The sequence below is a fragment of the Alteromonas sp. Mac1 genome (assembly GCF_001562125.1).
GTDB lineage: Bacteria > Pseudomonadota > Gammaproteobacteria > Enterobacterales > Alteromonadaceae > Alteromonas > Alteromonas stellipolaris.
This window is the reverse complement of the sequence record NZ_CP013932.1, coordinates 2,238,117-2,260,987: the sequence shown is the minus strand read 5'-3', so window position 1 is coordinate 2,260,987 and position 22,871 is coordinate 2,238,117. Positions and strand designations below refer to the sequence as shown.

Here is a 22,871-nt window from a genome sequence, read left to right as displayed (position 1 = left end):
ATGGCTCGAAAAGTCAGAATCGAGGAAGAAGACGCACAGATTGACATGACACCCATGTTGGATATCGTGTTTATCATGCTGATCTTCTTTATCGTTACCACTGTTTTCGTTAAAGAAGCAGGGATTGAAGTTAATAAGCCCGACGCGAGCCAGGCGGTTCTTCACAAGAACGCAAACATTTTCATAGCTGTAACAGAAGATGGAAGCGTTTGGTTAGATAAACGTGAAGTAGCGCCGGACAGCGTTAGAGCGAATATTGAACGACTGCTTACCGAGCAGCCAACTGACTATGTAATCATTCAGGCTGATGTTAAAGCTAAGCATGGTTTGGTAGTGGAAATTATGGATCAGGTTAAAGCCGCTGGCGTTAACCGTGTCTCGGTAGCGGCAAGGGGTTAAGATGTTACGTATAATTGTATCTATATTCTTAGGTGCTGGTGTTGCATTTGCCCTGTTCGTACTTATGGCTAAGTTGATTGAAAACTCAGCCAGACCGGCGGACGAAGTACCTGAAGCACCGGTAATCGATATTGTGATGCAGGAACCAGACGATCAGACGCAAACGCGTCAACGTGTTCCGCCTCCACCTCCACCTCCGCCTCAGCAGCCTCCTAAAATGGAGCTTGTTGAGCCAGAAGCAGCTGAACCGGATGCAGATGGCTTTAGCCTAGCAATCCCAGCTATTGACACTGGTGGTGTTGGTGTAAACATTGGTGGTGTTGGCGCTATGCAGCGCGATGGCGACGCTACTCCAATCGTTCGTATCGATCCGAAATATCCACCTGATGCAGCCCGTGATGGCCGTGAAGGATGGGTAAGATTGTCTTTCACTATCAATGAAATTGGTGGTGTAGACGACATCGAAGTAATTGAAGCTGAACCTAAGCGTGTATTCGACCGTGAGGCACGACGTGCATTACGTAAGTGGAAATACAAGCCTAAGATTGTTGACGGCAAAGCTGTTAAGCAGACTGGCATGTTCGTACAGCTAGACTTTAAACTGGAGCAATGATCATGATGAAAAATAAATTCAAAATGTCTGCATTTGCTTTAGTGCTTGGTGCCGGTGCAGTGTTTTCTGCACCAGCGGCACTAGCACAGTCTTCACCTGTTATGTGCCCTGGTTATGAAAAAGCCAAAACAACCTTAGTCGGTGAGCGTACAGGTAAAAAAGTTCAAAAAGCATTTGAATTTTACAACGAAGATCAAGTTGATGAAGCGTTAAATATTCTATATGAAATTGACCCTTCTGAAGATTTTGATGCAGCGTATGTAAATCGCTTTATTGGTAACTTATTAGCTGCACAAGAAGGTAAAGGCTCTAAAGCACTTGGTTATTTGAACCAGTCTGTAGAACCTAAAGTATTGAATGATCTCGAGCATTCTCAAACACTTAAGTTATTAGGTGATTTGAACATGCAAGAGAACAAATATACTGATGCGATTAAATGGTATAACGCGTGGATGGACTTTACGTGTAAAGAAGATGCAGACGTTTATACCCGTTTAGCGCAAGCTTATTATGAAGCAGGCCAATTAGATAAGATGATTGAGCCAGCTGACAGAGCAATAGCTCTGTATGATGAGCCGAACAAAAACCCTTATGTGTTAAAGCTAACATCTTACTACGAACGTAAAATGTTTCCTCAAACAGTGGCAGTTGCTGAAGAACTTGTTCGCAACTTCCCAGAGGAGCCACGTTGGTGGACTCAGCTTGGTTTCTTCTACCTTTCAGTAGAAGACTTCGAGAAAGGTTTGTCTACGTTCGAGATGGCTTACATCCAAGGTTACCTTAAGAAAGTAAACGAGATTAAAACGTTATCTCAGTTATTCCAAACAAACGGCATGCCTTTTAAAGCTGCTCAAATTTTGGAAAAACACGTTAAATCTGGTTTGCTTGAAGATGATGCCGATATGCTAGCTAGTATTGCTAACGCATATCACCAGGCTAAAAACTACGACAAAGCAGCTACGCTTTACGCTAAAGCTGCCGCGAAGAGTTCAGATCCTGAGCATTACAGAAAGCAAGGTACCTTGTTGTTAGTTGCTGAAGATTATAAAGGTGCGATTAAAGCGTTAAATAACGCTTTAGAGCGCGGTGTTGAAAACCCTGAAAAAGTTCACTTTACGCTAATGGAAGCGAACTTCTACGCAGGTGATTTCAGAGCAGCGTTTAAGCACGTACAAGAAGCGAAGAAAGATCGCTCACTACGTCGTAATGCAGCGGCTTGGGAGCCTTACATTAAAGAGAAGGCTAAAAACCGCGGTATTAACATTTAGTAGTTATATCGATAAATAAAAAGGCCTCCATTTGGAGGCCTTTTTTTTTGTTAGAAATAAACCAAGTTTTATATAGTTATTGAAGCCAACATATAGCCTATCTTTTTTCTTAATGATTCAGTCAACGCTTTACGACCATTCACGTCCAAGAGTTTTGTAAGCTTATTCGTGGGTAGCGGGGAACGACTAAGTAGTAAAAGAAGTTCAGACGTAACTTCATCCGTTCCACTCGTGCACGCTTTAGTAGGTCTTTCAGTATGTTTAACACACTGTGTGGACACAGAGACCTCAGCGGCCAACGCGTTTATTGCTAAGCTAACTTGGTTTAATGGTCTAGTCGCATTAACGAACTGATTTAGTTTTTTTATTAGTATATTTCGTGTGATAGTCGGAAGCTTACTTATAGGGACAATGTCGGTTGCTTGACTATGGGTAAACAAGCATGACAATACTTCTTGTTGTGGCCCAAAGCGTTCAGAGATACATTTCACAACCAATGCGCTGGTCTCACCGCTCGCTTTATTAGGTTTTTCACCCATATCCACAAGCGTAAAACCGCATTGCTGCCAAAAGTGATTAAGCTTGTCAGAAGCGCCATAAGAGCTAGTCAGTGCATCAATATGTTGTGCAAGGGCTTGTCCGTTAATATAGCTTACAAGGCGCGTACCTAGCCCTTGGCCTTGTAGATGAGGAGCAACTGCTATACGGTTTATTCTCCAATACCGATATGATGCAGTAGCGGGGTTCGCCGTGAGTAGCGTAAGCCTCTGTGCCCCTAAATGTCCTTTAGGGCGCCGGGAACCATCTGCAATTCCTTCACTTACATCTGCTAAAGGGTCGCCACCTTCACAATTTATTATTGCAGCTGCGATTAAACGAAGGTCGTCCCATTGGGTACACAATACGATGTCTGGGCTGTCATAAAGCCGCATGAAGTCATCGGGGGTGGTTTGATAGTGTGCAGCGGCTAACAGTTGCATGACACAGTGTAATTCGTGTTCCGACAATGCAGACACCAAACCTATCCTGTAGTCATTGCTAGATTTATCTGTCGGTGCTTTTCGTTGTAATTCTCGCAGTATTTCTTGCCTTACTCCCCGGCGTGCTTCTCGCGGAACTTCATTGAAGGTATTAAATGACTCTGTTCCTTCAAATAAGCAAATATTATGTATGAGGTTTTCTAACTTATCGTTCTTTGTCCATCGTAGCGGTGTGCTCAATGAAAGGTGCAAAGCGCCTTCAGCGTTAAAAGCCGGTAGCATACGCTGCATAAAACCTTGCCCACTTCCTTCGTATCCCTGCAATGTTGTGCTAATCACGTAGTTATCATGAGCGCTGATTAACATCTTAAGCACAGGTAACGCGAAGGACGCTGCTTCATCAATAATAAGCAAGTCAAAGTCACCATCGATAAGCGTTGGGTTATCTGGCGCAAGCCACTGTGCAGATCCACTTTTCTCACTCTCTGAAGCTTGATTAGAGACTGCTTCACTAACAAAATCCTCAACAGCAAAAGCCGCTTCAGTGACAGTTCCAGCAGTGCTTAACTCATTATCAGTAGTCTTACTTTCTAGTTTATTTTCTTCTGAATTTGGTGAATTTATGCCTATACGAATGTGCTTGAAAAGGGTGCTCGTGTTTTCACGAATGGCGCTTGTGATCACTACTTTCTCGCCCTTTTTCAGCCTTGATGCAACAAACAGCCCTACAAGCGCAGACTTCCCTCTGCCTCTAGGCGCTGTGATGACAGCTTTTCGATTATCTTGCGACCACTTATTTGTCAGGCAATCAAATGCCGCCTGCTGTTCAAGTGATTTGAACTGTGGCCGACGGGTTTGTTCATCATCTACTGGCTGTGTTGCGCGTGCGTTTTCTGAAACTATCCGATTAATAGGGCTTTCAGAGGTAATCGGGGTTAGCCGGTTTATCGAATCAAAGGTATCACTCGCTACTGAATCAGGAATATGGCAGTTGTTGGAATTCCAAATGGCTACATCTGCATCGTTTTTTAGTATTGCTACAAGCCGTTTTATATACGGACTTCGTGATGCAGTAAAACCATGTGAGAGGTGACTAGGGCGGGTGTGCAAATGCCAAGAGTCGAGCGTAGGGCAGCATAAAATGAGACAGCCACCCCATCGAATGGTGCCTGCAATGGCCATGAGGTTTCCAGGGTTAAACCCTTGATGTGAATGTACCACCCCGATATCGCATTCTTTACCCAACAAATGTTTACGGAGCAGTGAGTTCTCAGCGCCTATTTCTTTGACGGTAAGTGAGGGGGAAATATCGCTCAAAATAGACGTTAAACTCTTATTCACCCAGTCATACTCACCAGAAAGCACGAGTAGACGGCGATGCTCAGTATGTCGTGCTTGCGAATAAATAGGGCTAAATAACCATTGAGTCAATTCCGGTGGCGCCATAGGTGTGTTTTTTCGGTATAATTAAGACTTTCTCTGCTTATAGTAACTACTTATCTAAAGGAATTCGAATGCGCTTTCTTTCTCGGCGTCTAGTGATGCCAAACGACTTAAATTATGCCAACTCTTTATTTGGCGGCCGCGCGCTTGAATGGATTGATGAAGAGGCTGCTATTTGGGCAATTTGCCAATTAGAAACCAATTGTTTGGTAACCAAACATATAGGGGAAATTAGTTTTGAGTCTCCTGCACTGCAAGGTGATATTGTTGAGTTTGGTCTTGAGACGAAAGCGGTTGGTAGAACGTCGATTACGGTCAGTTGTTTAGTGCGCAATAAAGCCACCAAAAAAACTATTTGTTTCGCCGATGATATCGTCTTCGTTAAAGTAGACCCAGAATCACGTCAACCAGCAGCGCATGGTAAAACCCTTGAGGCGTTAGTATCTCAAACTAACGAAGAAGTGCGAAAGCTCAATCTCGAATTAGAAGAGCAAAAATAAGCCACATCACACGAATAGCGAGCCTACTGTTACGCCAAGTTAACCGTTTAATATCTTGACGGTTTTGGCGTAACTGGTAGACTTCCCGCTGTATTCGTTATTCATAACGAACGCATATACCAAGGGGTGTCCGTACCGCGGACTGAGATTCACATTATCATTGTGAGAACCCTTACACCTGATCCGGATAATGCCGGCGTAGGGATGGTTGACCACATAGTCGTATCACCTGCCGTACACCCGGATCTTTTTTCTTAAAAAAGAATAAGAGATCCCATGCAAAAACCTATATTTTGTCTTTCTTTACTTGCCGCATCGCTTTCAGTTAGCGCACAAACTACTCAGCAAGAAACACAACTTGATGACGTAGAACGTGTTGTCGTGAGCGGAGACTTTCGCGAAACCGTGTTAGACCAGCTAAGTGCAAGTGCTACCGTTATGAGTGCTAAGCGCTTAAGCAGTCGCCAGCCTACCCATATTGATAGTGTGCTAAATAGTGTGCCGAACGTGAACTTCGCCGCAGGCGCTTCTCGCGGACGCTTTGTTCAAATTCGCGGTATCGGTGAACGTAGCCAGTTTGTAGAGCCTATTAATCCGTCTGTTAGTTTCATCGTTGACGAATTTGATTTCTCTGGTCTTGCAGCAGCAGGACTTATTTTTGATACGCAGCAACTAGAAGTTTACCGAGGGCCTCAGGCCACCTTATTTGGTTCCGGCGCTTTAGCAGGAGCGGTTAAGCTTTCTAGCACCCCTGTTGGCTCAGAGAGTGCTGACTATGTTGAAGTAAGAGCAGGTAATAAAGATAGTTATCGCGTAGAAGCTGCTACAGGTAACGATATCAATCAAGATTGGGGTTATCGCGTTGCACTTATGCATAACCGTAGTGATGGTTTTGTAGAAAATACCGTCGTTAACAGTGACGGCACCGAGCAAAAACGTGATGATACGAATAATCTTGATGAAACTGCTGCGCGCATAAGTGTAGCGGGAAATATTGACGAAAGAAGCACTTTGGCACTAACTTATCGTTGGTATGACATCGACAATGGGTATGATGCGTTTTCTTTAGATAATAATAATCAGACCTTATCTGATGAGCCAGGTTTTGACACCCATCAAACTCATGCTGTGAGTGCTAGAGCCACTACCTCGACTAATGGCGGTGATATTATTCTAGTCGCCACTCACGCCTCCCATAACATCGGTTATGGATATGACGAAGATTGGACTTACGAAGGATTTCACCCTTTCGGGTATACTTCATTCGACGCTTATTTCCGTGATGTAGACACACAAACAGCAGAAGTACGCTTTGTATCTTCAGACAGTGCCGCGTTATTTAATGGCGCGACGGCTTGGACGCTTGGCGCTTTTTATAAAACCAGTGAAGAAGATTTGTTGCGTGAATACACCTATGCATCAGGTGACTTTACCAGTGTGTATGAACCCACCACCAAAGCGGTATATTTACAGACTGAATCTACAATCACCACTAGCCTAACGCTAGTTGCAGGGTTACGTGTAGAAAACTACGGCTTTGACTACTCTGATAACAATGGCCTTGAAAGCAGTCATGATACTACGATGACTGGCGGTAAAGTGGCATTGCAATATACGGGTGAAAAACACTTTTACTACGCCAGTATTTCTCGCGGCTATAAAGGGGCAGGGTATAACCCTGACGAGCGCGTATCAGATGAGCAGCGATTCTTTGATGAAGAATATAACTGGAATTACGAGCTTGGTGTAAAAGGGCCTTTATTAGTGCCTGAACTAACCATGCGAGCAGCACTCTTCTATATGGACAGGGACGATACGCAAGTAAGTAATTTTGATGTTCAAATTCGCGAAGATGGAACACCTGATTTTATCGACATTATAGACAACGCTGATATAGGCACTAACAAGGGGGCTGAGCTAGAGTTGAGTTGGCTGGTAGATGAAAACTGGACCATGAACATGAGTTTGGGCTACCTAGATGCTACCTTCGAAGATTATACGCTGACTGATGGCACTGTGATTGAAAAACAGCGCCAAGCACAAGCACCTGAATACACGGCTAACTTATTTAGTGAGCTATCTATTACTGATGATGTGCTTTGGCGCATCGATATCGACTTTAAAGACAGCTACCGTTTTTCTGATGGCCATGATGTAGAGGCACCTTCGACAACGTTGGTTAACAGTGAAATCGTGTGGTTTTCTGATAATTGGCAAACCAGCGTGTGGGTTAAAAATGCCTTCGATAATGAGTATTACACCAGAGGTTTTGGTGGCTTCAGTAACGACCCTCGTGATGAGTATGCGTTTGCAGAACCTTACTATCAACTAGGTAATGGCCGACAGTTTGGCGTTACCGTTAAATACGAATTCTAGGAGTACACTATGCAAGTCATGGTTGAGCTATCGCTATACCCGCTCGTGGGTGAATACATTGAGCCTATTCAGCAATTTATCGATCGCATGAATAGCTACGGTAATATTGGCGTATTAACTACTTCTACCAGCACGCAAGTATCCGGTGATTACGGACATGTGATGTCTATTCTTGGTAAGGAAATGCAGCGCACTCACGAAGAAGTTGGACAGGCTATTTTCGTGGCGAAGTTTCTAAACTACGATGCCATGCAGGCTAACAAGCAAGCCAGAAAAACTTAAGCATGAGTACATTTTTCACTGAGTTTTTGTCGCAGATAGCGGCCACATCAAAACTGGAATGGTTGGCGGTAGTGCTTGCCATTGCCTATGTGTTGCTTGCGGCTAAACAGAACAGCTGGTGTTGGCTTTGTGCCTTCGCCAGTACGGCTATTTATACCTGGCTGTTTTGGCAGGTGACATTGCCGTTTCAGTCCATGCTGAACTTTTTCTATATGATAATGGCAGGCTATGGTTATTATCAGTGGTCAAAAGGTGGTGATGGAGGCACGGAGAAGCCAGTGCGTTCATGGCCGTTATGGATACATCTTACAATAGTCCCTGTGCTTTTATGCTGTGCATGGGGATTATCTAAATTAGTCACTTCACAATTTAATAGTGATCATTTACTGCTAGATGCGAGTATCCATCTGCTGAGTGTAGTTACCACTTTTATGGTGGCGCATAAAGTTTTACAAAATTGGATTTACTGGTTCTTTATTAATTTGGCCTCCGCCTTTTTATACTTTCAAGTGGGGATGGCATTATCAGCATGCTTATTCCTTGGATACGTAGGATTCTCGATTTTTGGGTACCTACAATGGTTAGCGCAGTGGAATAAGCAAGATGAAACCGGAAACTATCATTCCGCTTTTGAAAGAAGCACTTAATTTATCTGATTCGGCCACAGTGGAACGTCACCCCGCTGGCATAGTGAATCAGGTGTACTATCTCAAAGATGATAATCGTGGGTATGCTGTCAAATGGGTGGGGGAAGATACATTTAGCGGTATCGACAGATTCCATCAATTTGTATTGCAACAGCAACTTGCTGAGCGAGGCATTGCACCAAAGCCTATTTGGTTAAGCGATGATGAATTAATTTGGGTAGAACAATGGGAAGAGGAAACCGATCCTCATCCCAGTATTCGTTCTCCCGAAGCGTTAGCATCAGTACTTGCCCGTGTCCACGCCCTGCCTATCACAGCTAGACCTCTCAACTTATTTTCTCGTTGGTTGCATTATATGCACTCCGCTGGATTGAAAGAAGGCGATGCGCTTTTCGACCGCGCTATTCAACTTCGAGCAAGTTTAGTTAAAAGTGAAGGCAACACAGAAGACTATGTGCTGTGTCACAACGACTTGCTTGCTCATCATGTGGTACGTGACTCAACGCCGTTCATTGTTGATTGGGAATACTCGGCCATGGGTAATCGTTATTTCGATGTGGCTGGGTGTGCAAAGATAAACGCAATGAGTGAAGCGCAAACACGGGCATTAGCCATCGCCTATGCCAAAGAAGTAGGTAAAGATGAAGATGAGGTCTTATCGCAAGTTCAACTTCATATGGAAATCGTTAACGTAACTAACGATTTATGGCTAGCTGCACTTGAGGCTACTAAGCAAAACGCTGGATAAAGTACGCTTTTTGTTTGTTTTCACAGCGCTTTGTTTGTTTAGTAAGCGGTAGTGCATAAGGTAGTAGAAAAATGCTTTACCTTTTAAATGTCATCCGTATAATGCACAGCGCGCTAGGGGTGTAGTTCGAATTGGTAGAACAGCGGTCTCCAAAACCGATGGTTGGGGGTTCGAGTCCCTCCACCCCTGCCACTTTCCCTTCTTGTTTTCTAAATTCAATTTTTATCATTATTTACTTTTCTTAAGCTAAGTTAAACTCAGCAAGTTAGTCATTCTGTATCTGCCATTTTTATTCGCGTTGCCATTTTTAATCGCGTTGCTATACAATGTTAAGTAATTTATCGAAGTTGGATTTTTATGTCGCTTTCTACTTTTCAGCGTGCTGTATTGCAAGAAATGGGAATACCTGTGTGGGTGAGCCAGTCATCGCTGCAAGATGAAAACACGAACTCAGTTGCGACTGATGTTGCTAATAAGCGCTCTGCAAATGATTCTTTTGCAATGGCCAGTAATTATTCACCAGCCATGCCTTCTAATGAAGAAAAGCAAAGCCGGTTGGCACAACTTCGTGCTCAAGTATCATCAGATTCGACCAAAGCCTCTGGCCAAACAAAAGCTACCAGCCCGAAAGCTAGTGATTCGTCGTCAGCGACACCGCGCTCGGTAGATAGCGCTGAAGATAGCAATGTTGATAGCACTGCAAGCAAGAGTGCATCACAAGTGGAGTCTGTTAATGCTTCAAGCCAATTATCCAGCCATTCGTCAAACGTGTTATCCAATCCTGCTTCAAACAATACACCTGCTCTGGTTGAATTAACCCAAGCACAGCGTTTACAGGGCAAGCAGTGGTTACAAGATTTAGATGTTGCGCTCGCGTATCTTCAATTATCCTTCACCAGCACTCAGGTGAAGATAGGGCAAGATGTAGCAGTAACTAACGGTGGCATTGTTTTACCGTCGGCGCCTCACTTACTGACGGCGGCAATGCAAAGGCAGCTGTGGAAAATGCTTTGTGCTTTATCCAACAATGTAAGTTAAGCCTGAAGCGCGTTAAATTTCCTAACTCGGTTGTCCTATTTTGCATATCCAATTAGTTTCAGATACAAGTTGTAAACGCGCATTAGCGCAAGCCCACGGTATTCACGAAGCGTCCCAATTTAAACCTTGGTCTTTTGCAACGTTTGCTGATTGCACTACTGCTCCTTATTTCGGGGCCCTTGCCATAAAAGATGATCAAGTAGTGGGATACGCATTGGTACTTGAAGTGGTTGATGAAGCTACATTAATGGATATTGCGGTAGACAAACGTTGTCGCCAAGAAGGGATAGGGCGGGCGTTAGTGGAGTATGTAAAACAACACGCTCAGCACAACAAAATGACCTCAATGTGGTTAGAGGTTCGAGCCAGTAATATTGGGGCTATCAACCTTTACGAACATACCGGTTTTGAGCATATCGAAGTAAGAAAAGGCTATTATCAAACCGCTAATGGCAAAGAAGACGCTCAAATAATGAAGGCCTCACTTTAAACCCGAGAAGCTAAACCCAAGAAGCTAAACCCAAGAAGCTAAACTAATCAGGCTAAATTAAACACACTATATTGAACACGCAATCGCACAAGTTATACCTTCTCGATCTACCCGCGCACTATCGGTCTACTCCTTTTCTTTGAGACAATACCGTTCAACGTATAATTTGTTAAAAACTAACTAAAGAGGATAAATGCCAAAGGTTATCAATCGGGAGATTGTGCGATTTAAACGGTTTGCAATTAATTTCGTGACTTATCCTGAAGGGCATCGGGTAATGAGACATAACGACCCTGTTAGCGAAGGAAAATACTATAAGTTTAATGTGGTATTAAAGCAGCCAAAAGTGGGTGGGGTGTTTTGTGCCGACAAGGTTATTTTTAACTTATTTAACCGTGTTTATTTCTTTCGACCTGATTTGTACAGTCATAGTGTTACGCCCATTCAACAAGGCCATCGCAAACTATTGTCTGTGGCAATATTATTACCTTAGCCTAACCTTTAGTTACCTAAGCCTTCACGCGCGATAAGGCACCTAATTACGTCGTTAAGGTCTCTATCCGGTGCCGGGTAATTCGCGTATATTGCGCGGCTTGGTGAAACGTCACTTATCGCTCTCATTTTTGTGAAATAGCGCATGCTTTTTCATTTTATAGGTATTGAATATGTCTTCTGCGTTGCCTCCTCCGTCAGTTCAAGCAAAAGGCATTAAAATGCTGTTTGTTTCAGTGTTGTGCTTAGGCTTAAGTTGGCCAGCAATGAAGCTAGGTTTAGATTCCGTAAGTGCTTATTGGATGGTGGCGCTCAGGCTATTATTTGCCTTGCCTGTTATCGCCTTATTTGTGTTTATCACTAAAAAACGATTACCAACGTTTTCACGCCCCGACCGCGCGGTTATCTTTACGGTAGCCTTGGTGCAGTTCATTGGCTCTATGGGGTTAATCACGGTTTGCTTGCAGTACATTCCCGCCGGTACCGCGAGTATTTTGATTTACACCACGCCACTGTGGATGCTGGTGATTGATACCGTGTGGTATCGACAGCGCCCTGCAGCCAAACGCTTTGTATTGACGAGTATCTCTACAGTTGGCGTTGGCTTAATATTGTTCGCGTCGGGCCAGCCTGGTGCTTGGTTACCTTTGTTTGGCATGCTATTAGCTTCGGGGTTGTGGGCAGTCTCTATAAGGCGTGTTTCATTTCACAAATGGCATGGGAGTGTTATTGATGCGGTGTTTTGGCAATTCGCGTTGGCTGGATTAGTAATGCTAGCGATTGCGTGTGCTATTGAGGGGGTCCCCAATTTTGCTGAATACGGGGTGCGAGGTTGGTTGTCACTATCTTACATTGGACCAATCGCTACTGGGTTGGGTTTTGGTCTTATGGTGTCTGCAGGGCCTAAGCTTCCGCCTGAGCGAATAGTACTTATTAGCACGCTAACGCCAATCATTGGTTACGTAAGCTCGGTGCTGTTACTAGGTGAGACCTTGTTGCCCATGGTGATTGTTGGCGCCACTGTAATGCTTTGTGCACTTACCCTCAACGCGTTGCCAAAGTCGGCACTAAAGAAATTGATCTCCAAGGTGCCTGGACAAACCTAATAAATAAACTGGGCAATTAAATAAGTCGCTACAGCTTGAGGCGTGGCTGTATAAAATCTAAAAAAGCCGATATACGAGACGACACTGCACTGTTTCGGTAGTAAACGGCTTGCACGGGCTCTCGATTGTTTGGTGTAAGTAAGTGCTCGCCTAATACGCTGACAAGTTTTCCGTTTTTTAAATCGTCCGCCACCATAAAGTGCGACAGTAGGGCAATGCCTTGACCTGCCAAACACAGTTGCCTGATGGTTTCTCCACTAGATGCCTTTAAATCGAAATTAAGTTTTACCTCTTCTGATAAAGGCCAGCGGTTCAAGCTAGCACCACTAGAAAAACCAATGAGCTGATGTTCGCCTAATGACGTTATTGTCACATCAATATTAGAATTTGCTAAATAGGCTGGGCTAGCCACCAAATGAAGTGCACTTCGTCCCAAGGTCTTTGCGTGCAAATTAGAATCGCTTAGGGTACCAATTCGAATGGCGATATCAGTTTTATGTTCAAGCAAATCAATTATGTTGTCGTGACTGGTAATATCGAGTTTTATCTCTGGGTACGCTTTACGAAATTCACCTACTAGTGGGGTTAACTGATGCAGCACAAAAGGGCTTGCAGCATCTACTCTTAATAGCCCAGAAGGCTTTTGGCTTAGCAGCCGTAACGCTTCTTCGCCTTTTTCTAGTAAGTTCAAACTGTCGCGGGCGTACTGTAGGTAGACTACACCTTCTTCGGTTAGCTCCAATCGGCGGGTGGTACGGTTAAGGAGGGTAACATTAAGGACATCCTCTAAACGGCCAACAGCGCGAGACACTTTTGCCACCTGCTGGCCCAGCAATTCAGCGGCGCGAGAAAAGCTGCCTGCATCTACCACGGCAACAAACGCTTCTATGTCTTCGGTTTTAGCACTTACGCTCATTCAGCTTTTACTTTATCAATAATCACAAAAATATTTTGTCATTGTTGCTTTTATTTGCAACAAAAACAATCTGCACAGTGCACGCACTGAAACTTACTTTTTGAGGAAGAAAATGCCCATGGCGTGTGCTTCTTTATCGGTTCTACCATTGCCACAGGTTTGGTAAGTAAAGACAAGGTAGCCAGTGCTATTGCCATTATTTTTACTGCCCTCGCGCTCATACTATTTACTCTAACATTTACTATGAACATCCTGGTAGATGCTGTATTAACCGTATTGGTGTGAGGCGCATTTGCCTTTGGTAATGTACCTGGCTTGCAAGTATATGTGGTGAAATTGGCCAAGCGATATACCCCAAACGCGGTAGATGTGGCATTAGGATTAAATATTGCGGCGTTTAATATTGGCATTGCACTTGGTTCAGTATTACGTGGTGCGGTTGTTGAGGGCATGGAGTTACGAGATACCGCCAGACTCTGAGATTAATAGCTCATGATATTAATAGATCATGAAACTTTTCGTTAGCGCTCTCACCACGGTAGTTATATCCGTCTAAAAAGGAACTTTACTACAGCTCTAACAACGCTCTTTTCTACGCGGTCACTAATCCCGCTACTACGTCTTTAATTATCTCTTTCATCAGCTCTTTTGCCTGCACTATTTTCACTACTGAAATGACGAATTTACCCGTCAATCAGTATTTATTTACGAGTTATCAGAAAAACGTCAGCAGAGCGTGTTTTTAGCTGCCACAAATGTATAATAAGCGGCATTTTTATACTCCCTCAATGCTTTCCACTTTTTATATGCCGATTAAGGTTTCAAAAGGGAAGGCGTGATGCTTGGCGTCCTTCGTTGTCTTGTGTGCAAAAGCAGCTAGCAAAAGCACTTTGCACATGCAAGCACAACTGTAAGAACGCCATTAAGCAAAGCGAGTAAATACTCAAGACTGAAGTACCATTACGGGTACGAAACGGGACCGATTTTTCATGGCAAATGCCAATTTTCTTAACGAAATCAATAAGCGAAGAACGTTCGCTATTATCTCGCATCCAGATGCGGGTAAAACCACCATTACTGAAAAAGTACTGTTGTTCGGAAACGCACTGCAAACCGCAGGTACGGTAAAAGGTAAAAAGTCTGGCCAACATGCTAAGTCAGATTGGATGGAGATGGAAAAAGAGCGTGGTATATCTGTAACCACCTCTGTGATGCAATTTCCTTACAAAGACCATCTAGTTAACTTACTTGATACGCCTGGGCACGAAGACTTCTCGGAAGATACCTACCGTACGCTTACCGCAGTAGATTCTTGTTTAATGGTCATCGATGCCGCGAAAGGGGTAGAGGACAGAACGCGTAAACTGATGGAAGTTACCCGTTTACGTGACACACCTATCCTAACCTTTATGAACAAGCTCGACCGCGATATTCGCGATCCACTAGAAGTGATGGATGAAGTTGAGAGCGAACTCGATATTCTTTGCGCGCCAATTACCTGGCCAATCGGCTGCGGTAAAAGCTTCAAAGGGGTTTATCACCTTTATCGTGACGAAACCATTTTGTACCAAAGTGGCCATGGGCACACTATTCAAGATGTTCGTATTTTAAAAGGGTTAGATAACCCTGAGCTTGAAGATGCCATTGGTAGCGACCTAGCTGAAACCTTGCGTGATGAGCTAGAACTTGTTCGCGGTGCATCAAATGACTTTGATAAAGAACTCTTTTTAGACGGCCAGCTTACCCCAGTATTTTTCGGTACTGCATTGGGTAACTTTGGTGTCGACCATATGCTTGATGGCATGGTTGAATGGGCTCCCGCGCCACAAGGCCGTGAGACTGATGAAAGCCCTGTTGAATCGACAGATACCAAGTTCAGCGGTTTTGTATTTAAAATTCAGGCGAACATGGATCCTAAGCACCGTGACCGTATCGCGTTTTGCCGTATTGTGTCGGGCAAGTACGAGAAGGGCATGAAAATGCGTCACTCGCGACTTGGCAAAGACGTGCGTATTTCTGATGCATTAACCTTTTTAGCCGGCGATAGAGCCTTGCTAGAAGAGGCGTATGCGGGAGATATTATTGGCCTGCATAACCACGGTACCATTCGAATTGGTGATACTTTTACCTCGGGCGATAACTATCGCTTCAGTGGTATCCCTAACTTCGCACCAGAACTATTTAAGCGCATTCGATTACGCGATCCGCTAAAACAGAAGCAATTGCTAAAAGGCCTTATCCAGCTTTCAGAAGAAGGTGCGGTTCAGGTATTTAGGCCGCTTGCCAATAACGACCTAATTGTCGGAGCGGTAGGTGTACTTCAGTTTGACGTGGTCGTTGCCCGTTTGAAGGCAGAATACAATGTTGATGCATTGTACGAGCACATTAACGTAAACACTGCCCGATGGGTGTACTGTAAAGACGAGAAAAAGCTGGATGAGTTCCGCCGCAAGGGTGAGCAAAACCTTGCACTAGATGGTGGGGATAACCTTACGTATATCGCCCCTACTAGAGTGAACTTACAGTTGTCGCAAGAACGTTACCCAGACATCGAATTTAAAAACACGCGCGAAAATTAAGATAAAGAACAACTATGAATATACATGCATTATTAATTAATCGATTTAGTGAAGCTTTAGAATCAATGGGTGTTGAAAACGCACCTATTCCTGTATCGCGCAGTGCTCGTCCTGAATTTGGTGAATATCAATTCAATGGCGCAATGGCGTTGGCGAAACAGCTTAGACAAAAGCCTCGCGATATTGCAGAAAAGATTGTTGAGATTGTAAAACTTGACGATGTAGCCAGTAAATTAGAAGTGGCAGGCCCGGGCTTTATCAATGTTCACTTGAATAACGAGTGGTTGGCAAATCAGTGTGAGTTAGCGCTACACGACCCACGCATTGGCGTAGCAAAATCGCCAGCACAAACCGTAGTGGTAGATTACTCTTCACCAAACCTAGCGAAAGAAATGCACGTAGGACATCTACGTACCACCATTATTGGTGACGCTGTGGTGAAAGTGTTGGAGTTTTTAGGTCATAAAGTCATTCGCCAAAATCACATGGGTGATTGGGGTACGCAGTTTGGTATGTTGCTTGCGCATTTGTCAGATAAGTTAGAACAAGAGGTCGCTGAAACGGCATTGTCTGACTTAGAAGACTTTTACCGTGAAGCAAAAGTGCGTTTCGACGACGAAGAAGGCTTTGCCGATCGTGCACGTGAATACGTAGTTAAGCTTCAAGGCGGTGATGAAAAATGCCTAAGCTTATGGGAAAAGTTCATTGATGTGTCTATTGCACACTCTGAAGATGTTTATAAAAAACTAAACGTAAGCTTAACCCGCGAAGATATCATGGGTGAGTCGGCCTATAACCACGATTTAGCTAACGTAATTAGCGAATTGAAAGCAAAAGAGATTGCGGTAGAAGACCAAGGCGCTCAAGTGGTTTTCATTCCTGAATTGGCCGATAAAGAAGGTAATCCAGCGGTTTATATTGTGCAAAAATCTGGTGGAGGTTATCTATATGCCACCACAGATTTAGCGGCTATGCGCTATCGCAGCGGCACGTTGAACGCCGATAGAACCCTGATCCTTACCGATGCTCGCCAAGCGCTACATTTCAAGCAAACCGAAATTGTGGGCCGTAAAGCAGGCTTTATGGAAACCACTCAAACCTACGAGCATTGCCCATTCGGTATGATGCTAGGCAGTGACGGGAAGCCATTTAAAACTCGCACTGGCGGTACCGTTAAATTGGTTGAGCTATTAGATGAAGCGGTAGAACGTGCAGGTAAATTGATTGCCGAGCGCGACAACGATTTATCTGAAGAAGAATTAGCGGAAGTTGCCCGTAAAGTAGGTATTGGCGCAGTAAAATATGCCGATTTAAGTAAAAACCGTACTACTGACTATATGTTTAACTGGGACACCATGTTGAGCTTTGAAGGTAATACCGCCCCGTATTTGCAATACGCTTACACGCGGGTTAAAAGCTTATTTAGAAAAGCCGGTGTTGCCATTGAGGCCATGCCAGTAGATATCAATATTGTTGAAAAACAAGAACACGCATTGTCGGTACTGTTATTGCAGTTTGAAGAGGTGGTAGGCCTGGTATCACGTGATGCAACGCCTCACGTGTTGTGTACTTACTTGTACGAACTGGCCAGCGCCTTCATGAGCTTCTATGAAGCTTGTCCAATGCTAAAAGACGGTATTGAGTTGAAAGTGCGAGACAGCCGTTTGGCCTTGTCAGCGCTTGTAGCCAGCACGTTAAGCCAAGGCTTGAACTTGTTGGGTATCGAAACATTGGAAAAAATGTAAAGTTGATAACGTAAACGTTTTTAGCATCTGATTCACGAATATAAGTATTCAGTATGCTATGTCTATGTTGCTATTTTAAGAGGCTGACATTCGTGTCGGCCTTTTTTATGCCTCGTTATCGACAAGCTCTGGGGCAGGGGATCGCCACTCGGTCTTAGTGGACCAATGCGTGATCCAACCAGGTATATCTGTGGCGGGCATTGGCCGAGCAATACCGTACCCTTGCGCCAGTTCGCATCCCAAATCCAACAATGATGTGCCATGAGCAATGGTTTCTACCCCTTCGGCAATAACATTGCGATTAAACGATTTAGCAAGCGCGATCACCCCCACAACAATGGCTCTGTCCTCAGGGTCGATTAACATATCTCGCACAAAGGTTTGATCTATCTTAATGACTTTAGCCGGCAATCGCCTTAAATAAGTGAGAGAGGAATAACCCGTTCCAAAGTCATCAATGGCAAAAGTCACCCCTAACTTTACGCAATCATCCATAATTTCCGCAACTTTTTTAATATCACCTAGCTTGCTGGTTTCTAAGACTTCTAACTGAAACGCTTCAGGGGGAACATTGGGTACTTTTGATAACAAACGTGATAAGCGAATAGGAAAGTTTCTTTGCTGTATCTGCAACGCAGAAATATTCACACTAATGGGAATATGAGCGCCTAATTGCTTCCAGCGACTAAATTGCTGCAATGACTCTTCGATAACCCATTCACCAATATCTATACTGAGTTGATGATTTTCAATAAAGGGTAAAAAAGCTGCAGGGGAAAGTATGCCTTTAACAGGGTGTTTCCAGCGAATAAGGGCCTCTGCACCAATAATTTCTCCGGTGCGCATATTCACTTTCGGCTGGTAGTAAAGCACAAACTCTCTGTTATGAAGGGCTGTGGTTATGCTCTGGAGTATTTCATGGCGTGCTTTTATAGCGTCTTCAGACTCTATATCAAAAAGGTGATAGCAATTTTTGCCTTTCTGTTTTGCCACATACATGGCTTGGTCGGCGTGGCGGATAAGCTGGTCAGCATCGGTGTCATCTGCAGGGTAAAGCGTAACGCCAATACTGGCAGATACTTTAAGTTGGTGCTCACCAATTTTTACCGGTTCAGATGCTACTCTCAGCATATTCTTAATAATGGCAGCAAAATCTTGGGGTTGTTTTAGGTTTGCTAATACCGCAACAAACTCGTCACCTCCAAAGCGTGAAATAGTGTCACTCTCTCGCAATGTTCCTTTTAAACGATGAGCCAAGATAACAAGGAGTTCGTCGCCCACACTATGACCAAAGTTATCATTTATTTCTTTAAAACCATCTAAATCGAGCAGCGCCACTGCCACGAATCCTCTATCGGATTTACATTGAGACAAGGCTCTATCTAGCCGCTTGGCAAGCAACGAGCGGTTGGGCAAATTAGTTAATACGTCATAATGTGCCATATGCTCTAATTTGTATTGCTGCTCTTTGGCTTCAGAAATGTCGCTAAATATAGCGATGTAATTTTTAACATTGCCTTCATCATCATTGACTGCACTAACGGTTAATAGTTGGGCGTAAACTTCATGATTTTTACGTTTGTTCCAAATCTCTCCGGCCCAATAACCGTTGCTTATAATAGATGCCCATAGGTGACGGTAGAATTCAGGAGACTGCTTTCCCGACTTAAACATATTAGGCTTTTTGCCTAACACTTCGTTTCGCTTATAGCCTGTTATATCAACGAAGGTTTTGTTCACATCTATAATGTTTGCGCTGCTATCTGTGATGAATATGCCTTCTCTTGCGTGAGAAAATACACTTGCTGATAGTTTTAGTTTTTCTTCTAAATGCTTGTTTTTGGTTATGTCTTGAACTAATGAGGTTACGCTTATTACGTTGCCAGCTAGGTCAAGAATTGGGGTGCTATACCATTCGCAAATTATTGGGAGACGTAATTTAGTCACGTTTTTATTTATTTTTCGCTTTGGCGCCTTTTTCTTAAGTAGCTGAGCGAATGCGTCGTTTATTTCAGTCCGACGTTCTAAAGGTATAATGAGATCAGAAGCATGTTTGCCAATCGCTTCTTCTTTTTTATAGCCAAAAATAAATTCTGCCGATTTATTCCAATCGGTACAGATAAGCTGAGTATCCCAAGTAATACACCCTAAAGGCGTATTTTCGATATGACTTGCTAAGATATTTTTACTTTCTAGCAAAGAAGCCTGGCTATCGATAAGCCGTTTTTCTGCCTCTAGCCGTGTTTTTGCCATCGAGGTGAAGCGTTGCTGTAGCTTCACTAGCTCAACGCTACCATGTAAAGGTGCATCGCTTACGTCTTTACCTTCAGCAAGGGCTTTAGTAGATTGAAGTAATGTGCTTATTGGCTTTAGTACGTTTCTTCGCACGCCCCATACTGAGACACCTACAAAAAGTATTACTATCGCGGTCAGTATTCCGGCCGTTTTAATCAATCGCTTATTAATAACTTCAAGGGGCTCCTTGAGAGGAATTCCCACCGTAATATTGATTTGCTGACCATCTTCAAATAAAGGGCGTTTTACATATACCCGTTGATAAGGGTCATTGGAAATAACGGCGCTATTATCAGATTCAGTATTTAAGTTATCTATTGCATTGCTAGAGGTGTTTAATGGGGTTCCTAGCAGGTTGTTGTTGGTTGGATATGTAGCAACAATTTTATTCTTGCTATCGGTAATATAAGCAACGGTATTATTTGGTAAATGAGACTCTGAAAGCGCTTCACTCCACCATTCTAGTGAGATAACCGCGACCACTAGCGCCACTACAGTATCGCTTGTGGCGTTCATTACCGGATAAGCAAAATTCATACTAGTAAGATTAGTCGCTCGATCTATTTGAAACTCGCCGATAGAAAACCCTCGCGTAGCTAGCGCCTCTTGTATATAAGGACGGTCGTAGACGTTCACTGATGTTGTTATAGGGTGGGCATTACACAGTAGCTCGCCATCTGCCCTTGGGGCACCTAAATTAATATAGTTGCTATTTACCTTGAGTACGTCGGCAAGAAAAGTACTGCATGCCTGGGAGTTAGGCTTTTGAACCGCGTCGAAACTGGCAAGGTTTTGCAGAAAAATACGTGTTTTATCAATCAGCGTAGACTGAAATTTTGAGGTGGCCTTGGCGGTATTTACAGATTGAATTATGGCAGCTTCTATAGCGTGTTCTCTTTCAACGTATGAGTCGTAAAAAACGCCAACCCACCCGGGTAATGCAACCATAACGATGAGGAGAATTATTCTCGACTGCAGTGACTGAAAAAGGTACGCCATGTAATTTTTCTAAATCCATTTAACGAAGGTGACTACGAAGAAGTTAAGATTTATCGTAGTGTATAACCATATCGAACAGTGGGTAGCCTTTAAAATGCACTGCTTATTCGGATAAGTATAGTAAAAATACTATAAAAGCGTTAAATATGGTTAAATTATTGCTTTAACAAAATTTTATTACATAGCCCCGTCTATTTATCGATAGATTAGGAAATTATTTAACAGTAATGCTTAACTAACCACTTTATTCTTCGCATTTTTTACTACAAAAATGCAGTAGTGTGATCCGCTACAATGCATCGATTTTGCATTGCACTAACAAAGGAATTTTAATTATGACGAAGCTACTCGCTTTTTCTGGCAGCACACGGACCGGGTCATTCAACCAAGCAATACTAGAAGTTGCGGCTGAAGGAGCACGAGAGTCAGGCGTTAAAGTAACTGTCATCAATCTTGTCGATTATCCAATGCCTATCTTTAATGAAGATGAAGAGAGCGCGACTGGCGTACCAGAAAATGCGAGCGCTTTTAAGCAGTTGTTAAGTGAGCATGACGGTTTCTTAATTGCCTCTCCTGAATACAATTCAAGTTATCCCGCATTACTTAAAAACGCCATAGATTGGGCCACTCGCATGGAAGAAGGTGATAAACCTATGCAGGCTTTCAAAGGTAAAACGGCAGGTATTATGGCTGCATCTGCCGGCGGTTTGGGGGGGATGAGAGTGCTAGTGGTTCTACGCATGCTACTCGCAAACATTGGTGTAACGGTGTTACCTGCACAACTTGCTGTGGCAAAAGTAAATACCTTAATGGACGACAGTGGGGTAGTTACCGATGAGAAAACCATCAAACAACTTAAAAGTTTAGGTAAACAAACCGCTGAATTAACAATGAAGATGACAGCTCAGGTTTTATAAGTTAGTGCTAGTGCTCAGGCGAGGAGGCGAGTAATCCTCGCCTTTGCTTTTTATAAGCTAATCTTGCTCTACTTCTTTAATAAACCACTTTATTACATTACCGATGGCAAAGTTTGCGTATTGATCTGAACAAATCTGATATCCCCGAGTTTCAGATTTTAATCGCGGCCCTAATTGAATAAGTTTACCTTCTTCAATAAAAGGGTTTATTAACCCTTCCCATCCTAAGCAGAGGCCGTGGCCGCCAATAGCGGCTTCAACAATAAGGGGGTAATTGTTATATCGAAAAGAAATAGGGCTTGCGGAGGGCTTAACACTTAATGCTTGTGCCCAGCGTTGCCAATTTAGCCAACGGGAATCATCTACATCCTTGTGTAATAGGGGAAGGTTTCTCAAGTCACTGAGTAGTTGACCACTTTTTAAGTCGTATTTAGCTGCGAATTCAGGTGAACAAACGGGAAAAACCATCTCAGGAATTAACATCTTTTCAAACTGATATTTACCAATTTTTGATGAGAAGTGAAATAATATATCTGCATGTGCAGTGGTTAGGTCACTTAAGCTATTGGTTGGTTGGATTTCGAAAAGATAATCAGGAAAAGCTTGTTGTAATCGCTGCAGCCTAGGCATTATCCAATGAAAGGCAAAACCAAAATAGGCGCTAATAGAAATTTTAGTTTTTGTTTCACGAAAATCTTCTCGTGCGTTATTGGTAGCACGCAGAATAGATGATGTAGAGCCTCTTAACTCATTGTAATACTTGAGCCCTTCAATCGTAGGTGTGACGGGTTTCTTACTACGATCAATTAAAATACCACCTACCACATCTTCCAGTGCGCGAATTCTTTGAGACACCAATGGCTGTGTAATACCAAGATCTTCAGCTGCTAATGTCATAGAGCCATGCCTGACCGTTGCTTCAAAACATAATAGGCCGTTAAGTGTAGGTAACTCAGATTCTTTCATCATTACTAATTTGCATGTTAGCTATAAGGCTTTGCTACTGTAATATAAACCACGATTACTTGATACTTCTCC

19 protein-coding genes, 1 tRNA gene, 1 pseudogene and 1 riboswitch are annotated in these 22,871 nt (G+C 43.4%); of the genes and pseudogenes, 17 read left to right on the top strand and 4 right to left on the bottom strand.

The genetic code is table 11. The features are described 5' to 3' along the window. The 3 genes from AV939_RS09610 to AV939_RS09600 are packed head-to-tail and all read left to right on the top strand — an operon-like array spanning position 1 to position 2,280. A complete protein-coding gene (locus tag AV939_RS09610; protein ID WP_013785032.1) occupies positions 1-399 on the top strand; it encodes an ExbD/TolR family protein in 399 nt (132 codons plus the stop codon). A 1-nt stretch (position 400) separates the two neighbouring features. Beyond that, positions 401-1,012: an energy transducer TonB gene (locus tag AV939_RS09605; RefSeq protein WP_013785031.1), complete on the top strand. Its 612-nt coding sequence runs from the start codon at positions 401-403 to the stop codon at positions 1,010-1,012. A gap of 2 nt (positions 1,013-1,014) precedes the next feature. Next, positions 1,015-2,280, top strand: a complete 1,266-nt coding sequence (locus AV939_RS09600) for a tetratricopeptide repeat protein (RefSeq protein ID WP_082604953.1) — start codon at positions 1,015-1,017, stop codon at positions 2,278-2,280. Between the two features lie 68 nt (positions 2,281-2,348). On the opposite strand, the gene AV939_RS09595 is transcribed toward AV939_RS09600, so the two are convergent. Continuing rightward, complete coding sequence (locus AV939_RS09595) at positions 2,349-4,691, bottom strand: GNAT family N-acetyltransferase (RefSeq protein ID WP_158443231.1); 2,343 nt, start codon at positions 4,689-4,691, stop codon at positions 2,349-2,351. An 83-nt stretch (positions 4,692-4,774) separates the two neighbouring features. On the opposite strand from AV939_RS09595, the gene AV939_RS09590 reads away from it, so the two are divergent. The 10 genes from AV939_RS09590 (at position 4,775) to AV939_RS09545 (ending at position 12,382) form a co-directional block, all read left to right on the top strand. Further along, positions 4,775-5,203 (top strand): acyl-CoA thioesterase, encoded by a 429-nt coding sequence (locus AV939_RS09590; protein WP_013785028.1) that lies wholly within the window; start codon positions 4,775-4,777, stop codon positions 5,201-5,203. 112 nt (positions 5,204-5,315) lie between these two features. Beyond that, positions 5,316-5,425: riboswitch (TPP riboswitch) on the top strand. 54 nt (positions 5,426-5,479) lie between these two features. Further along, on the top strand, positions 5,480-7,579 hold the full coding sequence (locus AV939_RS09585) for a TonB-dependent receptor (RefSeq protein ID WP_057793193.1): 2,100 nt from the start codon (positions 5,480-5,482) through the stop codon (positions 7,577-7,579). 9 nt (positions 7,580-7,588) lie between these two features. After that, positions 7,589-7,861, top strand: a complete 273-nt coding sequence (locus tag AV939_RS09580; protein ID WP_057793191.1) for a YkoF family thiamine/hydroxymethylpyrimidine-binding protein — start codon at positions 7,589-7,591, stop codon at positions 7,859-7,861. Positions 7,862-7,863: 2 nt separating this feature from the next. Beyond that, positions 7,864-8,508, top strand: coding sequence for a nicotinamide riboside transporter PnuC (pnuC, locus tag AV939_RS09575; RefSeq protein WP_057793189.1), 645 nt, complete (start codon positions 7,864-7,866; stop codon positions 8,506-8,508). Beyond that, positions 8,465-9,256 carry a phosphotransferase gene (locus tag AV939_RS09570; RefSeq protein ID WP_057793187.1) on the top strand — a complete coding sequence of 264 codons (792 nt, stop codon included), beginning with the start codon at positions 8,465-8,467 and terminating at the stop codon, positions 9,254-9,256. The genes pnuC and AV939_RS09570 overlap by 44 nt, the downstream gene beginning before the upstream one ends. A gap of 115 nt (positions 9,257-9,371) precedes the next feature. Then, positions 9,372-9,448: transfer RNA gene (locus AV939_RS09565), tRNA-Trp, on the top strand. Positions 9,449-9,613: 165 nt separating this feature from the next. Then, positions 9,614-10,294, top strand: a complete 681-nt coding sequence (locus tag AV939_RS09560) for a hypothetical protein (protein WP_057793185.1) — start codon at positions 9,614-9,616, stop codon at positions 10,292-10,294. Positions 10,295-10,334: 40 nt separating this feature from the next. Next, complete coding sequence (rimI, locus tag AV939_RS09555; protein ID WP_057793183.1) at positions 10,335-10,784, top strand: ribosomal protein S18-alanine N-acetyltransferase; 450 nt, start codon at positions 10,335-10,337, stop codon at positions 10,782-10,784. A 193-nt stretch (positions 10,785-10,977) separates the two neighbouring features. Further along, the gene (locus AV939_RS09550) at positions 10,978-11,277 is read left to right on the top strand and encodes a hypothetical protein (protein WP_057793181.1); all 300 of its coding nucleotides are present in this window, start codon (positions 10,978-10,980) and stop codon (positions 11,275-11,277) included. 172 nt (positions 11,278-11,449) lie between these two features. Next, positions 11,450-12,382 (top strand): DMT family transporter, encoded by a 933-nt coding sequence (locus AV939_RS09545; RefSeq protein WP_057793179.1) that lies wholly within the window; start codon positions 11,450-11,452, stop codon positions 12,380-12,382. A 28-nt stretch (positions 12,383-12,410) separates the two neighbouring features. On the opposite strand, the gene AV939_RS09540 is transcribed toward AV939_RS09545, so the two are convergent. Further along, positions 12,411-13,298, bottom strand: coding sequence for a LysR substrate-binding domain-containing protein (locus AV939_RS09540; RefSeq protein ID WP_057793177.1), 888 nt, complete (start codon positions 13,296-13,298; stop codon positions 12,411-12,413). Between the two features lie 186 nt (positions 13,299-13,484). Between AV939_RS09540 and AV939_RS20270 the strand changes: the two are divergent. The 3 genes and pseudogenes from AV939_RS20270 to argS form a co-directional block, all read left to right on the top strand. Next, a pseudogene (locus AV939_RS20270) lies at positions 13,485-13,769 on the top strand (MFS transporter); the annotation flags it as partial. A gap of 518 nt (positions 13,770-14,287) precedes the next feature. Further along, complete coding sequence (gene prfC / locus AV939_RS09535) at positions 14,288-15,877, top strand: peptide chain release factor 3 (protein WP_061997604.1); 1,590 nt, start codon at positions 14,288-14,290, stop codon at positions 15,875-15,877. A gap of 14 nt (positions 15,878-15,891) precedes the next feature. Further along, positions 15,892-17,622 carry an arginine--tRNA ligase gene (gene argS, locus AV939_RS09530; RefSeq protein WP_061997603.1) on the top strand — a complete coding sequence of 577 codons (1,731 nt, stop codon included), beginning with the start codon at positions 15,892-15,894 and terminating at the stop codon, positions 17,620-17,622. A 105-nt stretch (positions 17,623-17,727) separates the two neighbouring features. Here argS and AV939_RS09525 read toward each other — a convergent pair whose 3' ends face one another. Then, a complete protein-coding gene (locus AV939_RS09525) occupies positions 17,728-20,916 on the bottom strand; it encodes a bifunctional diguanylate cyclase/phosphodiesterase (protein ID WP_082746046.1) in 3,189 nt (1,062 codons plus the stop codon). A gap of 335 nt (positions 20,917-21,251) precedes the next feature. On the opposite strand from AV939_RS09525, the gene AV939_RS09520 reads away from it, so the two are divergent. Continuing rightward, the gene (locus tag AV939_RS09520) at positions 21,252-21,833 is read left to right on the top strand and encodes an NADPH-dependent FMN reductase (RefSeq protein ID WP_061997601.1); all 582 of its coding nucleotides are present in this window, start codon (positions 21,252-21,254) and stop codon (positions 21,831-21,833) included. A 57-nt stretch (positions 21,834-21,890) separates the two neighbouring features. Here AV939_RS09520 and AV939_RS09515 read toward each other — a convergent pair whose 3' ends face one another. Then, positions 21,891-22,802 (bottom strand): LysR family transcriptional regulator, encoded by a 912-nt coding sequence (locus tag AV939_RS09515; RefSeq protein WP_231751184.1) that lies wholly within the window; start codon positions 22,800-22,802, stop codon positions 21,891-21,893. Positions 22,803-22,871 lie beyond the last annotated feature (69 nt).